Raw genomic sequence first — 12,814 nt, forward strand, 5'->3', positions numbered from 1 at the left:
TCGGAGAACACATGTCCGCTACTATTCAGTCCATTGACGCCGTGCTGGTCGACATCCCGACCATCCGGCCGCACAAGCTGTCGATGACCACCATGGGTGTACAGACCATGGTAATCGTGCGCATCAAGGACTCGGACGGCCTCGAAGGGCTGGGCGAAGCGACCACCATCGGCGGCCTGGCCTACGGCCTGATGAGCCCCGAGAGCGTCAAACTTACCATCGACGCCTATTTCGCGCCACAGCTGCTGAATCAGCCGGCTGGCGACATCAATACCCTGAGGGTAATGCTCGACCGCTCTAGCCCGGGCAACAACCTGGCTAAATCGGCGATCGAGACTGCCCTGCTGGACCTGCTCGGCAAGCGCCTGAACCGCCCGCTGTCGGACCTGCTCGGGGGCGCCATTCACCAGCACATCCCGGTGCTCTGGACTCTGGCCAGTGGTGATACCGCCAAGGATATCGACGAGGCCAAGACCCTGATCGCCGCTCGCCGCCATTGTGACTTCAAACTGAAGATCGGCTCGCGCCCGGTGATGGATGACGTGCGCCACGTGGCGGCGATCAAGGAAGCGGTGGGTGAGCAGGCCAGTGTGCGGGTCGATGTCAACCAGGCCTGGGACGAGGCCACCGCCGCCAAGGGGATGGCCGAGTTGCAGGCGGCCGGTATCGACCTGGTCGAGCAGCCGACGCCGAAGAACAATCTCGCCGCATTGGCGCGGTTGTCCGCCAAGTTCCATATCCCGATTCTGGCCGACGAGGCGGTGGCCGATGCCAGCGACATGTTCCACCTGGCTGCCGCAGGCTTTTCCGGCGCGGTGGCGATGAAGATCGCCAAGGCCGGTGGCCCACTGCGGGTGCTGGAGCAGGCAGTGGTGGCCAAGGCCGCCGGCATCGGCCTGTATGGCGGCACCATGCTCGAAGGCACCATCGGCACCGCTGCTTCGTTGCACGCCTGGTCGACGCTGGACACGCTGCACTGGGGCAGCGAAATGTTCGGCCCGTTGCTGATGAAGGATGACATCGTGGTCCGGCCGCTCAACTTCCATGACAACGGTGTGGATCTGCCCCGTGGTCCGGGTCTGGGTGTCGAGATCGACGAAGACAAGCTGGCCGAATACCGCCGCAAATAACCGAGGAGAAGAACATGCTGTTCAAGGTCGAGATGAAGGTCAACATTCCCCACGACATGCCGGTGGAAGTGGCCAACGAAATCAAGGCGCGGGAGAAGGCTTACTCCCATGAGCTGCAGCGCCAGGGCAAGTGGCGGCACCTGTGGCGGGTAGCCGGCAGCTACGCCAACGTCAGCATCTTCGATGTGCAGGACAACGCCGAGCTGCAGGATCTGATCAGCAACCTGCCGCTGTTCCCCTATATGGATATCACCGTGGCGCCGCTGTGCCGCCACCCGTCCTCGATCCATGAGGACGACCGCTGAGCAGCAAGCTGCAGAACCAGGCGCCGTCAGGCAAACAGGCGCTCGTGAACAACATTGCCAACTTACAGAACGTGATCCGGCAACAAGAATAATGAGTGAGGAGTAACAACCATGACAATCAAGACTACCCATACTGCCGAAGTACAGGAACTGCTGAACAAGGTCGCCGGCTTCCATGTGGAAGCGGGTAACGAGCGGGTGAAGAAGATCGTTCACCGCTTCATGAGCGACGTGTTCCAGCTGATCGAGGATTTCGACGTCACCCCGGAGGAGTTCTGGACCGCCGTCTACTATGTCGGTGACCTGGGCAAGAATGGCGAAGCATCGCTGCTGGCTCCGGGACTGGGCATGGACAAGTACCTGGATATCCGCATGGATGCCGAGGATGAGGCCGCTGGCCTGGCCGGTGGCACTCCGCGCACTATCGAAGGCCCGCTGTACGTTGCCGGTGCGCCCATGGCCGACGGCTTCGCGCGCCTGGACGATGGTACCGACCAGAGCGCCGAAGTGATGCTGCTCAAGGGGCAGGTCACCGACGAGGATGGCAAGCCGCTGGCCAATGCCATCGTCGATGTCTGGCACGCCGACTCCAAGGGCAACTACTCCTACTTCGACCAGTCGCAGAGCGAATACAACCTGCGCCGCCGGATCAAGACCGATGAGAACGGCCGCTATGTTGCCCGCTCGATCATTCCCTCCGGCTACGGCTGCCCGCCCGAGGGTTCCACCCAGGCGCTGCTGAACCAGCTGGGCCGGCATGGTCAGCGTCCCGCGCATATCCACTTCTTCATCTCGGCGCCCGGTCACAAGCACCTGACCACCCAGATCAACCTGGCTGGTGACGAATACACCTACGACGACTTCGCCTTCGCCACCCGTGACGAGCTGGTGGTCGAGGCGCGCCCGGTCGAGCGGTCTGTCGAGGGTGAGCAGCATGGCGTGAGCGGCCCGGTCACCGAGGTGGAGTTCAACTTCCAGCTGGTATCCACCGACAAGGCCGAACTGCAGGCGCGCCACGAGCGCAAGCGCGCACTGGAAGACGCTGCCGCCGCCTGAAGCCCCCTTTAGCCCGTTGTAGTGAGCCGGCAGCCTGAAAACGGGCTGCTTAGGGGGCCCTGTGCGCCCGGTAATGCATCACCACAACAAGATGGAGTGACGAACATGACTCGCCAACTCGACCAACTTGAGAAGAAAATCCGCGGTGCGGTGGAAGCCGACCCGGTTACCGGGCAGTACCGGTGCGACCGCAGTATCTTTACCGACCAGCAGCTGTTCGACCTGGAGATGAAGCACATCTTCGAAGGCAACTGGGTGTTCCTGGCCCATGAAAGCCAGGTGCAGAACCCCGGTGACTACTTCACCCTGACCCTGGGTCGCCAGCCGGTGGTCATCACCCGCACCAAGGAAGGGGAACTGCAGGCGCTGCTCAATACCTGCTCGCATCGTGGCGCCACCCTGTGCCGCAAGAAGCGTGGCAACAAGGCCTCCTTCACCTGCCCGTTCCACGGTTGGACCTTCAAGAACGATGGCAAGCTGCTCAAGGCCCGCGATCAGAAGAAGGGTGGCTACCCGGACAGCTTCAATACCGATGGTTCGCATGACCTCAAGCGCCTGCCGCGCTTCGAGAACTACCGTGGTTTCCTGTTCGGTAGCCTGAATGCCGATGTCATGCCGCTCGAACAGTACCTGGGCGAGACCACCAAGGTCATCGACAACATCGTCGATCAGGCCGAGGACGGACTGGAAGTGCTGCGCGGCACCTCTACCTATACCTACGAGGGCAACTGGAAGCTGACCGCCGAGAACGGCGCTGACGGCTACCACGTTGGCACCGTGCACTGGAACTACCTGTCGACCATGGGCCAGCGCAACTACGAAAACGGCGGCACCGAGGCAGTGGACGCCAAGAGCTGGTCCAGCGATGGCGGTTTCTACTCCTTCGACAACGGCCACATGATGCTCTGGACCCGCCTGACCAACCCGCAGGTGCGCCCGGTGTACAAGCATCTTGAGCAGTTGCAGGCGCGTTTCGGGGAAGCCCGTGCCGATGCCATCGTCAACACCACCAAGAACCTGTGCCTGTACCCCAACGTCTACCTGATGGATCAGTTCTCCACGCAGATCCGCGTGCTGCGCCCGATCTCGGTGAACAAGACCGAGATCACCATCTACTGCTGGGCACCGAAGAACGAGCCGGCAGACGAGCGCGCCAAGCGCATTCGCCAGTACGAGGACTTCTTCAACGTCAGCGGCATGGGTACTCCGGACGACCTGGAAGAGTTCCGCGCCTGCCAGCAGGGCTACACCGCCGAAGGACTGAAGTGGAACGACATGAGCCGTGGTGCCGCACACTGGATCGAAGGGGCCGACGAGGGTGCCCAGCGCATCGACATGAAGCCCATCCTCAGTGGCGCCAAGCCTGAGGACGAGGGGCTGTATGTAACCCACCATCAACACTGGGTCGAGGAAATGCTGCGCGCGGTGGAAACCGAGCGGGCCCGCTTCGTCGCCCTCAGCGCACAGGAGACCTCGGCATGAGCATGAATTTTGAACAGATCCAGGCCTTCATCCACCGCGAAGCACGCCTGCTCGACGATCGCCAGTGGGACGAGTGGCTGACCTGCTATCACAAAGAGGTGGTGTACTGGATGCCCTGCTGGGATGACGAGGACACCCTCACCGAAGACCCGCAGACCGAGCTGTCGCTGATCTACTACCCCAGCCGTTGCGGCCTGGAGGATCGCATCTACCGGATCAAGACCGAGCGTTCCGGGGCCAGCTCGATGCCGGAGCCGCGCACCACGCACCTGCGCACCAATCTGGAGATCCTGGAGCGTAGTGAGGGGCAGGTTAAGCTGCGCTTCAACTGGCAGACCAACAGCCATCGCTACCACAGCACGCAGATGTTCTTCGGCACCGCCTTCTGCACCCTGGATATCACCGGCGAGCAGCCGCTGATCACCGAGAAGAAGGTCATTCTGAACAACGACTACATCAATCAGGTGATTGATATCTACCACCTGTGATTGATCGGGAGCCACCGACATGAGTTACAACATCGCACTCAACTTTGAAGACGGCGTGACCCGCTTCATCAACTGCAACGAAGGCGAAACGGTTCTGGATGCGGCCTATCGCAACCAGATCAACCTGCCGATGGATTGCTCCGATGGCGTCTGCGGCACCTGCAAGGGCAGCTGCCAGCAGGGCGACTACGACCTGGGTGACGAGTACATCGAGGATGCACTGACCGACGACGAAGCCGGGCAGGGCATGGTACTGACCTGCCAGATGGTGCCGTCCAGCGATTGCGTAGTGAATATCCCGGCGGCTTCCACGTTGTGCAAGACCGGCAACCTGCAGACCACGGGTACGGTTGCCGAAGTGAACCTGGTGTCGGCCACGGCCATCGAGCTGAAGGTCACCGCGGATGAGGATATTGCCTTCCTGCCGGGGCAGTATGTGAATATCCAGGTGCCGGGCAGCAGCGAAAGCCGCGCCTACTCCTTCAGCTCGCGGCCGGGCAGCCGCGAGTTGAGCTTCCTGATCCGCAACGTACCCGGTGGCCTGATGAGCTCCTGGCTGGTCGGCCAGGCCAAGACCGGTGACAAGGTCACCCTGAACGGCCCCATGGGTATCTTCTACCTGCGCCCGGTGGGTCGTCCGGTGCTGATGCTGGCCGGCGGTACCGGTCTGGCACCCTTCCTGTCGATGCTCGAGCACCTCAAGGCCAGCGGCAGCAGCCAGCCGGTGCACCTGATCTACGGGGTGACCAACAACGAAGACCTGGTCTCGGTGAAGGAGCTGGAAGCCTTCGCGGCGACCGTGGACAACTTCACCTTCAAGACGGTGATCGCCAACCCGGACAGCGGCCATCCGCGCACCGGCTATGTGACCAACCATATGGAAGACGCGCCGATCAATGACGGTGATGTGGATGTCTACCTGTGTGGTCCGCCGCCCATGGTCGATGCGGTGCTGGGGTACTTCCGCGAGCAGAGCATCGAGCCGGCGTCCTTCCACTACGAGCGCTTCACGCCCAGCGTGGCTGCCGAGGAGGCCGCATGAGCGCCCGCTTCACTGACAAGGTGCTGGTGATCACCGGCGCCGCCCAGGGCATCGGCAAGCGGGTTGCCGAACTGGCCGGCGCCGAGGGCGCACGGCTGCTGCTGGTGGATATCGCTGACTATGTCCAGGGCGTGGCGGCCGAGCTGCGTGAGCAGGGCGTCGCCGCGCTGGCGGTGCAGGCCGACCTGGAGACCTGGGAAGGTGCCGAGAGCGTCATGGCTCGCGCCCACCAGGAATACGGTCGCATCGATGTGCTGATCAACAATGTCGGGGGCACCATCTGGGCGCAACCCTACGAGCATTACCAGCCTGAACAGATCCAGAAGGAAATCCAGCGCTCGCTGTTCCCGACCCTGTGGTGCTGCCGTGCGGTACTGCCGTACATGCTGGAGCAGCGCGGTGGCGCCATCGTCAACGTCTCATCGGTAGCCACCCGCGGCCTGATGCGGGTGCCCTACGGCGCGGCCAAGGCCGGGGTCAACGGGCTGACGGTGAACCTGGCCTTCGAGTACGCCGAGCATGGCATCCGCGTCAACGCCACCGCCCCCGGCGGCACCGAGGCGCCGCCACGGCTGACGCCGCGCAATACCGAAGCGCAGGGCGAGCGCGAACAACAGTGGTACCAGACGCTGATCGAGCAGACCAACGCCAGCAGCTTCATGCACCGCTACGGCACGCTGGATGAGCAGGCAGAACCCATCCTGTTCCTGGCCTCGGATGCGGCCAGTTATATCACCGGCACCATACTGCCGGTCGCCGGCGGCGACCAGGGCTGACTGGCCCTGGAGTGTAGCGCGCCCGCGCTACACTCCGTTCAGATCCGCCAAGCCTCCAGCTGTTCGCGCAGCGCCGGCGGTATGTGCACCGGCCGGTTGGTGGCCGGATCGATCACCACCATCACGCTGCTGGCGGCAGCCTGTACCTCATCCTTGTGCAGCGCGCAGCCAGTGAACAGGAAGGAGCTGTTGCCGATACGGCTGATGCCGGCGGCCAGTTCCACCGGCGTCCAGCCCGCATGGAAATGCGCGAAGCTGATATCCACCGCAGCCACCAGCACACCAAGCCCAGCGAAATCCAGCTGCCGTATGGCACCCGAGCGCGCCTGTTCCATATACCGCGCCAGCGCGGCTTCGCTGCGCTGGCTGTCGGCGTCCAGGTCGGCGTAGCGCGGGGTCAACTGCTGGCGTACCGGAAAATTGTGCGCGTGGGCCAGCTGCTCGCGGTACTCGGCTGCCGGTAGCGCTATGGCATTGCCAGTGGTCACCGCGCTCAGCTCGCGCTGGATGGCTGATGGCAACAGCACTCGGTGGCCATGCTCGAAGGCGGCCATCTCGCACTCCTGGATGCCGACCAGCACACCGTTCTGGTACAGCTCGCTGTGCATCTGGAAGCTGTCATCGGTGCAATCGGTCACACTGATCTGTGCTTCGATATCGCTGTCGTACCAGGTGACCTGACGGTACTGGGTCAGGCTGCGCAGCGGGCGCAGGCGTACATCGTCAGAGAACCAGGCATCCTTGCCGAAGCGCTGGATATGCGCGCGTATGCGGGCTTCCTGATGCAGCTGGTAGAGGCGTGAGTTGTTGACGTGACGCCAGGTATCCAGGTCGGTGTAGCGCGGCGTAAAGGTGAAGCTCAGGGTGGCATTGTGGTTTTTGCTGTCGGTCATGGCTCGGCGAATCCGGGAGTGTCTGTTTCCCCCGAGCATCCGGTTTTCAGCGCACAGAAGCAAATGCAATCAACCGCATAAATGCAGGTGCATTGCCAACAGAGGCAAGCGCAAAAGGCTGAACTGTCCGGCTGCCGTCAGGGTCGAACGCCTTACATACCCGCAATCGAGAGGTTCATCATGCTCAAATTCCTAGCCAGCACCGTAGGTATCATCTTCATGGTCGGCCTGGTGGTCATCATCGGCCTGCTGATGCTGATTTTCTGATCCGCTCCCGCCAGCTGTCCCAGCGCAGATTCAGCCACAGCGACAGGCCGATCACCGCACCGCCGAGCAGCAGGCGGGTCAGGTCGGCCTGCTGGTTCCAGATCAGCAGGTTGACCACCAGCCCGGCGGGAATCAACGCGTTGTTCATGATGCCCAGGGTGCCGGCATCCACCTGGGTGGCGCCACGGTTCCAGAAGAAGAATCCCAGCCCGGAGGCGACCAGCCCCAGCCAGGCCAGCACGCCCCAGTGCAGCGGGGTCTGCGGCAGCCGGCTGTGATCGCCGAGCAGCAACCAGGCCGGCACCACCAGCAGCAGGGCACCGATGAAGAAGAAGCCGAAACCGGCCCACTGCTGGCGCACATCGGCCCCGCAGCGGCGTACCAGGTGGGCGTAACCGACCTGGCCCAGGGCGAACGCCAGGTTGGCCAGTTGCAGCAGCAGAAAGCCCTTCACATAGGCATCGCTGATGCCGTCATAGCGAATGATCGCCGCGCCGAGTACGGCGACCAGCGTGGCCACCACCGGTCCGGCGCTGAAGCGGCGGCGCAGGGCGTTGTCCACCAGCGCCACGTACAGCGGCGTGAAGATGGTGAACAGCAGCACCTCGGGCACCGTCAGCAGCTCGAAGGACAGGTACAGGCAGGTGTAGGTCAGCCCGAATTGCAGGGCACCGACCGCCAGCAGGCCGGGCGCCATGCCCCGGGGCAAGCGGCGTGGGCGCAACAGTGGCAGGAACAGCACGCAGGCCAGCAGGATGCGGGTCAGTACGGCGAAGTAGCTGTCCACCTGGCCGGCCAGATATTCCCCGATAAGACTGAAGGAAACGGCCCACAGCAGGGTGACGGCAATCAGATAAAACATGGGAGTCCTTGGTGAAGCGGCTGCTGCGAATGGCAGGGACGGCGGGCGATGATAATCGGCTTCATCGGCTGGATGCAATTTGCCGGCAGCTATGGCAGATTTGAGCGCCGCCACGTTGCGGCAATCAACCGCCGACTATTCAGAAGGAAGCAAGCATGAGTAAAGCAGGGATAGCGATCAGTGCATTGGTGGTACTCATCGGCGCTGGCACGGCCGGGGCCTGGTATACCGGCACCCGGCTGGAAGGGGTATTGCAGCAATCCATCGAGCAGGGCAACCAGCAGTTGGCCAACCAGCTTCCCGGCACCGATGTGGCGCTGGAGTTGGTGGCGTTCCAGCGCGGCCTGTTCTCCAGCCAGGCGCGCTATCGCCTGCTGTTGAGGGCTGCCCGGGATGACCAGCCGGCCATCGACCTGTTCATCAATGATCGCATCGAGCATGGCCCCATGCCGCTGTCGCGCCTGCGCTCGTTCAAGTGGCTGCCGGTGATGGCGGTCAGCCACGCGCAGCTGGAGCCGACCGCGGAGCTGAGCGAATTGTTCGCGGCCAGTGGCGGGCAGCCTCCGGTTACCCTGGTCAGCAGCATCGGTTATGGCCAGGGCATCAGCGGCGAGCTGCGGGTGGCGCCGCTGAGCTGGGCCGGGGCTGAGGTCGAGGGAGCGTTTTCCGGGCTATCCGCGCTGTATCGTACCGATACCGCCGGCGAGCGCTTCGTCGTCAGCGGGCGAGTCGACTCGCTGGAGCTGGAAGCGCCCGGGCGTATCGGCCTGGTCGGCATCGAGTTCACGCTGGACCGCCGCCAGGACGCCTCCGGCCTGTACCTGGGCAGCGGCCGGGTGGAGCTGGATCAACTGGCGGTACAGCTGGATGGGCAGCCGGCGCTGGTGATGAGCGATGTGCTGCAGACCGACCATACCCGCCTGGACGCCGACGGCATCACCGCCGAACTGAATTACCAGGTGGGTTCGCTCAGTTACGACGGCAAGCCGCTGGGCTCGATGAACATGAGCTGGAGCCTGAGCCGGCTCGATCCAGAGGCCACGGCGCTGCTTACCGGTCTGTACAACAGCCTGGCGCTGGGCAGCGAGGCGGATGACCCGGAGGCCCTGGGTGAGCAGTTCAAGGGAGCGCTGCTGCAGTTGCTCCAGCGCCAGCCACGGCTGGCGCTGAACAACTTCGCGATCAGGACCGCCAATGGCGAAAGTCGCTTCAGTCTCGACATGGAGCTGGGGAACCCCGGCTCATTGGAGCAGCCAGCCGAGCTGCTGGCGCGGCAACTGATCGGCAGCCTGGAAGCCAACCTGGTGCTATCCAAGCCGATGATGATGGATGTGTTCAGGTACCAGGCGCTGTTCCAGCCACAGAGCGATGCGGCGGCGCTGGAGCAGGAGGCGGCGCTGATGGTGGAAATGGCCGGTGGCATGGCCGAGATGATGCAACTGGGCAGGGTGGAGGGCGACAACATTCTTTCCAGCCTGCACTATGCTGATGGCATGATCGAACTCAATGGGCAGCGCATCCCGGTGGAGGACTTCGTCGGCTTGCTGGTCGGGTTGCAACAGGCGCAATAGAGCGCCGCAGGACTGTTGTGCGCCTTGGCACTGTCATGCCGGGCAAGTAACATGGGCCTCAACAATCCGCGACAGGCAGTCGCGGAGCGATAGCCAGAGAAGGGGATAGATGACTGCCATTGATGAAGTGCACGTGATGCTGGGCCTGCTGGTGCTTGGCTTTCTGATACTGGGTACGGGCTTCAGTTTTCGTGACAAGGGCTGGGGGGTGGCGCTGATGCTGGGCGGTGCCGCGATACTCTTGATCACCATCGCGGCGCGCATCATCGAGGCGGTCTCGCTGTAGCAGGACCGCTGGCGGCTGCCCGCCAGCGGCAAGTATTTCAGAAGTGCACCTTGACCAGCAGGTTGGTAACGCTCTGGTTGGTGTCGAAGGCGGCGGTATTCTCGATACCGTACTTGTCCTTCCAGTAGCTGTATTCGATGCCGGTATACAACTGCCTGGCTCTCCAGCCCAGTGCCTTGCCCAGGTCGTACTTGATCTGTGGGTTGAAGTGCAGGTTGGCGTGCTTGCCCGGGCCGTCATTGTCCACGATCCAGTCGATATAGCCGTCGATCAATACATCCGAGCGGCCCAGCGGCAGGGTGATGGCCCATACCGGGGTGATCTGCCAGGCGCCACGTACCCCTTCCGGGGTATCGGAGTGGCGGTAATAGGTATTCAGTTGCAGGTAGTCGAAACCCGGCACGGCCAGGTCCACGCCCGGGCCGAGCAGGTAGTTCTTGATATCGCCCCGCCCGAACTCATAGGTACCGGCCAGCAGCAGGTCGCGGATCGGGCCGAGATGCCATTCCCGGCCAGTCAGTTTGCCGAGCGACAGCCGCGGTGCGATCTCGCCATACCAGGTACTGTTATTGCCGTTGGCATCGGTGGCGCCGTTGTAATGGATGCTGTCAACGAACAGGAACAGGTCGCCGACGCTCCAGCCGCTCACGTGTTCGAAGGTCACCGCCTGCTGGGTCTTGGGATCGACCTCGAAGTCGTTGCCGTAGAGGTAGGTCAGGCTGTTGTCCTGCCATTGCAGGGGAGAGGCGGCGGCCAGGCCGCTGGCAATCGCCAGGCTGGTGACGGCGGCGCCTTTGATCAGTGTGCGCATTGGGGGTGGGTCCGGCTGCTGGGGTGGAGAGAGGGCGCAATATTAAAGGGTTTGCCAAAAAAGAAAACCGTATTCAATACGCCGCCCTGATCACCTCGATACCCTGCCTGAGCACCTTGCCCCAGGCGGCCAGGGTACGGACATCCAGTTCGTCGTCGTGCGCACCAATGGTATCCAGCAACGCCTTGAGCCAGTAGTCGTACAGGTGCGGCTGGATATCCAGCCGCTGGCGCGAGTGCGACTCGCCGAGCGCCTTGAGCTTGGTCGGCGGCAGGCCGCGGGCATACAGCACCAGATTGAGGATGCCGGCGCGCAGCAGATGCTTCTGTGCGCTCATGTCGGTATTGCTGAACTTGTCGCGCACTTCGGCGGAACTGGCCAGGAAGCGGGCATAGAAATCGTCGAAGAACGCTGTGCTCTTGCAGCAGCGGCCATAGCTCTGGAAGACCAGATCCTCATCAGTCATGTCGCGGGTCACCTTGACCCCTGCATCCTTGCCGGCGCGGGGCGTGCTTTGTGTGGAACAGGCTGCCGTTGAATACGGCATCAATGGTATTGTTTCGGCTGAGCGGCGGCAGGATACAGCAAACTCCGGCCGCTGGCATCGTACGGTGGCCCTGTCGGCTACCGTCGTTTCGATTGGGAATGATCGGATGTTGTTACGCGGATTGACCTGGCTGATCCTGTTTCAGTTGATCGGCACGGCATTGAATGTACTGTTTCTACCCTTTTTGCCCAGCCCCATCATCGGCATGCTGTTGCTGGTGGTGTTCCTGCGCCTGCGTGGCCGGGTCAGTGCCTCGCTGGAGACGGCGTCGAGCGGACTGCTGCGCTTTCTGCCGCTGCTGCTGACGCCACCGGCGGCCGGGGTGATGATGTATGGCAACGAGGTGGCCGCGGATGCGGCGGCGATCCTGGTCAGCCTGACCTTGTCATTCATCCTGGTGGTGCCGCTGGCCGGGCATCTGATGCAGTATCTGGTGGCCCGCCAGGCGCGCAAGGAGGATGCATGAACGCTTCGCTGCTGCTGGCCTGGAATGCGGTACTGAGCCATCCGCTGTTCCTGCTGGGCCTGACCCTGGGTGTCTATCAACTGGGACTGGGGCTCTACGAGCGCACCCGCATGGCCCTGCTGCACCCGCTGATCGTCTCGATCGTGCTGCTGATCGGCGCGCTGTGGCTGCTGGGTCTGGAGTATGAAGCCTATCGCGACGCGGTCCTGCCGCTGACCCTGCTGCTGGCGCCGGCCACGGTGGCGTTGGCTATACCGCTGTACCATAACCTGCGGCGCATCCGGCAGTTCTTCTGGCCGGTGCTGATCACCCTGCTGGTGGCCGGGGTGTTCGTTACCGCGGTGACCATACTGCTGGCCTGGCTGCTGGGTGCCGACTTCGCCATGCTGATGACCCTGGCGCCCAAGTCCCTGACCACGCCGATCGCCATGATGGTGGCCGAGCAGATGGGCGGGGTGGCGGCCATGGCGGCGGCCTTCGTCATGTACACCGCGGTGCTGGGCGCGCTGATGGGGCCGTGGCTGCTGAATGTTTCCGGGGTGACCCTGCCGGCCGCGCGCGGCATGGCGCTGGGGCTGGCGGCACATGCCGTGGGCACCTCGCGGGCACTGGAGGAGAATGACGAGGCCGGTGCCTTCGCCGCCCTGGCCATGAGCCTGATGGGCATTGGCACGGCGCTGCTGCTGCCACTGTGCGTTACTCTCTGGCTGCTGCTGTAGACGCCCGGGTTCCCGGTACAGATACCGGGAACACCCCCGCCTGGCCCCGGTCACAAGTGTACGCGCCTTAGGGTCTGAGGCCTGGCTGCGTCCGGCAGCCGCATTGCATCTCT

General features: G+C 63.1%; 16 protein-coding genes. 12 read left to right on the forward strand and 4 right to left on the reverse strand.

The genetic code is table 11. The features are described from left to right. The first annotated feature begins 11 nt into the window (after positions 1 to 11). The 7 genes from H6X51_RS06270 to benD all read left to right on the forward strand — a co-directional run bounded on the left by H6X51_RS06270 (position 12) and on the right by benD (position 6,279). Positions 12 to 1,130, forward strand: coding sequence for a muconate/chloromuconate family cycloisomerase (locus H6X51_RS06270; RefSeq protein WP_185266671.1), 1,119 nt, complete (start codon positions 12 to 14; stop codon positions 1,128 to 1,130). 14 nt (positions 1,131 to 1,144) lie between these two features. Further along, positions 1,145 to 1,435 (forward strand): muconolactone Delta-isomerase, encoded by a 291-nt coding sequence (catC, locus tag H6X51_RS06275; RefSeq protein WP_185266672.1) that lies wholly within the window; start codon positions 1,145 to 1,147, stop codon positions 1,433 to 1,435. A 111-nt stretch (positions 1,436 to 1,546) separates the two neighbouring features. Next, a complete protein-coding gene (gene catA / locus H6X51_RS06280) occupies positions 1,547 to 2,491 on the forward strand; it encodes a catechol 1,2-dioxygenase (protein WP_185266673.1) in 945 nt (314 codons plus the stop codon). 105 nt (positions 2,492 to 2,596) lie between these two features. Continuing rightward, the gene (locus H6X51_RS06285; protein ID WP_185266674.1) at positions 2,597 to 3,973 is read left to right on the forward strand and encodes a Rieske 2Fe-2S domain-containing protein; all 1,377 of its coding nucleotides are present in this window, start codon (positions 2,597 to 2,599) and stop codon (positions 3,971 to 3,973) included. Next, positions 3,970 to 4,461 (forward strand): benzoate 1,2-dioxygenase small subunit, encoded by a 492-nt coding sequence (gene benB, locus H6X51_RS06290; protein ID WP_185266675.1) that lies wholly within the window; start codon positions 3,970 to 3,972, stop codon positions 4,459 to 4,461. The genes H6X51_RS06285 and benB overlap by 4 nt, the downstream gene beginning before the upstream one ends. A 19-nt stretch (positions 4,462 to 4,480) precedes the next feature. Next, complete coding sequence (gene benC / locus H6X51_RS06295; RefSeq protein ID WP_185266676.1) at positions 4,481 to 5,503, forward strand: benzoate 1,2-dioxygenase electron transfer component BenC; 1,023 nt, start codon at positions 4,481 to 4,483, stop codon at positions 5,501 to 5,503. After that, complete coding sequence (benD, locus tag H6X51_RS06300) at positions 5,500 to 6,279, forward strand: benzoate diol dehydrogenase BenD (protein WP_185266677.1); 780 nt, start codon at positions 5,500 to 5,502, stop codon at positions 6,277 to 6,279. Before benC ends, benD begins: the two co-directional genes overlap by 4 nt. Positions 6,280 to 6,317: 38 nt before the next feature. On the opposite strand, the gene H6X51_RS06305 is transcribed toward benD, so the two are convergent. Next, entirely contained in the window at positions 6,318 to 7,172 is an 855-nt protein-coding gene (locus H6X51_RS06305) for an acyl-CoA thioesterase family protein (protein ID WP_185266678.1), read from the reverse strand. Positions 7,173 to 7,352: 180 nt separating this feature from the next. Here H6X51_RS06305 and H6X51_RS20470 point away from each other — a divergent pair, with 180 nt between their 5' ends. After that, a complete protein-coding gene (locus tag H6X51_RS20470) occupies positions 7,353 to 7,439 on the forward strand; it encodes a small membrane protein YohP (RefSeq protein WP_105645923.1) in 87 nt (28 codons plus the stop codon). Here the strand turns inward: H6X51_RS20470 and H6X51_RS06310 are convergent. Next, complete coding sequence (locus H6X51_RS06310) at positions 7,411 to 8,301, reverse strand: carboxylate/amino acid/amine transporter (RefSeq protein ID WP_185266679.1); 891 nt, start codon at positions 8,299 to 8,301, stop codon at positions 7,411 to 7,413. The genes H6X51_RS20470 and H6X51_RS06310 overlap by 29 nt on opposite strands. A 155-nt stretch (positions 8,302 to 8,456) precedes the next feature. Here H6X51_RS06310 and H6X51_RS06315 point away from each other — a divergent pair, with 155 nt between their 5' ends. Both H6X51_RS06315 and H6X51_RS06320 read left to right on the forward strand, forming a co-directional pair. Continuing rightward, positions 8,457 to 9,872: a YdgA family protein gene (locus H6X51_RS06315; protein ID WP_185266680.1), complete on the forward strand. Its 1,416-nt coding sequence runs from the start codon at positions 8,457 to 8,459 to the stop codon at positions 9,870 to 9,872. Between the two features lie 109 nt (positions 9,873 to 9,981). After that, on the forward strand, positions 9,982 to 10,158 hold the full coding sequence (locus tag H6X51_RS06320; protein ID WP_185266801.1) for a hypothetical protein: 177 nt from the start codon (positions 9,982 to 9,984) through the stop codon (positions 10,156 to 10,158). 37 nt (positions 10,159 to 10,195) lie between these two features. Here the strand turns inward: H6X51_RS06320 and H6X51_RS06325 are convergent, their stop codons facing one another. Then, on the reverse strand, positions 10,196 to 10,969 hold the full coding sequence (locus H6X51_RS06325) for an outer membrane protein OmpK (RefSeq protein ID WP_185266681.1): 774 nt from the start codon (positions 10,967 to 10,969) through the stop codon (positions 10,196 to 10,198). Positions 10,970 to 11,042: 73 nt separating this feature from the next. Continuing rightward, the gene (locus tag H6X51_RS06330) at positions 11,043 to 11,435 is read right to left on the reverse strand and encodes a globin (protein ID WP_185266682.1); all 393 of its coding nucleotides are present in this window, start codon (positions 11,433 to 11,435) and stop codon (positions 11,043 to 11,045) included. A gap of 187 nt (positions 11,436 to 11,622) precedes the next feature. Between H6X51_RS06330 and H6X51_RS06335 the strand changes: the two genes are divergently transcribed. After that, complete coding sequence (locus H6X51_RS06335) at positions 11,623 to 11,982, forward strand: CidA/LrgA family protein (protein ID WP_185266683.1); 360 nt, start codon at positions 11,623 to 11,625, stop codon at positions 11,980 to 11,982. Then, a complete protein-coding gene (locus H6X51_RS06340) occupies positions 11,979 to 12,701 on the forward strand; it encodes an LrgB family protein (protein WP_185266684.1) in 723 nt (240 codons plus the stop codon). The genes H6X51_RS06335 and H6X51_RS06340 overlap by 4 nt, the downstream gene beginning before the upstream one ends. The last annotated feature ends 113 nt before the right edge of the window (positions 12,702 to 12,814 follow it).

The sequence above is a fragment of the Halopseudomonas xiamenensis genome, assembly GCF_014219065.1.
Taxonomy (GTDB): domain Bacteria; phylum Pseudomonadota; class Gammaproteobacteria; order Pseudomonadales; family Pseudomonadaceae; genus Halopseudomonas; species Halopseudomonas xiamenensis.